The sequence below is a fragment of the Endozoicomonas sp. SESOKO2 genome (genome assembly GCF_024606245.1).
Taxonomy (GTDB): Bacteria; Pseudomonadota; Gammaproteobacteria; order Pseudomonadales; family Endozoicomonadaceae; genus Endozoicomonas_A.
In genome coordinates this window covers 1-1,007 of sequence record NZ_JAHHPQ010000409.1, presented here as the reverse complement: position 1 = coordinate 1,007, position 1,007 = coordinate 1, and the positions used below count along the sequence as shown (strand labels likewise).

The following is a 1,007-nucleotide window of genomic DNA, read 5'->3' as shown; positions in this document are numbered from 1 at the left end:
ATTCTTTTTTGACGATAACTCCAGCTTTGCTGCATCGGCTGGCACGCCGCTGCCAGGAACGGGTTTCTTTACTTCCCCACCAATCCGACCATCCATCGTCAACCTCTCTCCTGTGATCTGAAGGACTGCATTTAAATTGTTTGCTTATATGACCTTCAGACAGGATGAAAGTTCCAGTGGCGTATCACTTATCCAATGAGTCAGACAATGAATTCAAATTCACGCTGCTCAAAAACTCTTCGGCAATGGTTGTCAGCTCAGCGGATTTAAGCACCAGAGCGTCACTGGCCTTAAGTGCCTGCTTTAAGTAGGTTTTCCTGAGAGAGCCCTCAAAACACCAGGATCTATTGATTTCAGACATCATGGCAGAGAGCTCTTCTGGTGAAGATGGGTCGTGAGCGCCATAGTTGTTCGAATGATGGTTAAACCCGGTGGTTGCATTGGCCCAACAAAGCGTTAAACGACCACCCTTCGAGTGTGTCAACCCATACAGGTAATGACTGAAGGCCTGAAGAATCGCTTGTTTGCATTTGGTTTTCAAATTGCTAAAAAGGTCTCTGTCCTCGGGTGAAAGCTCACAGGCCCTCAGAATAGGTCGGTACTTTTCGTCGATAGCACGCTTTTGTTCTTCATATTCTTTTTCTTCAGCTCGAAACAGCCGATCCAGAGAAGCATCCTGGTTGTGACGTCGGTAGTAACTTCTTTTTTGACGATTGTTTTTTTTCAGATCACTGATGTGTCTGGTCAATGCATTCAGCTCCCTGTTGCGTTGATTTTCCGTCGCACGAGACTCTCTGTATCTTGCCAATAACTGCTTTAGATTCGGGCTCTTCTCGACTTTTAGTTGATACAGGGCCTCGACTTTTTTATTAATTAATGTGTTTTCCCAGAAAGGTTTACCCAAGATAATCACCGGACGGTGGTTCGCCTTGGCCGAGTTTAACTTTGCAAACGCAGGATGGCGCACCAGCATTCGTTCTATATTCGGGACGCCCTCAGGTTGGTCC

Annotated in this window: 1 protein-coding gene; it reads right to left on the bottom strand. The window is 46.3% G+C overall.

Translation table 11 applies throughout. The features are described from left to right. Positions 1-184: 184 nt before the first annotated feature. Positions 185-1,007: hypothetical protein (locus tag KDK17_RS08995; protein ID WP_257287889.1), on the bottom strand; the 823-nt coding region annotated here is incomplete at its 5' end.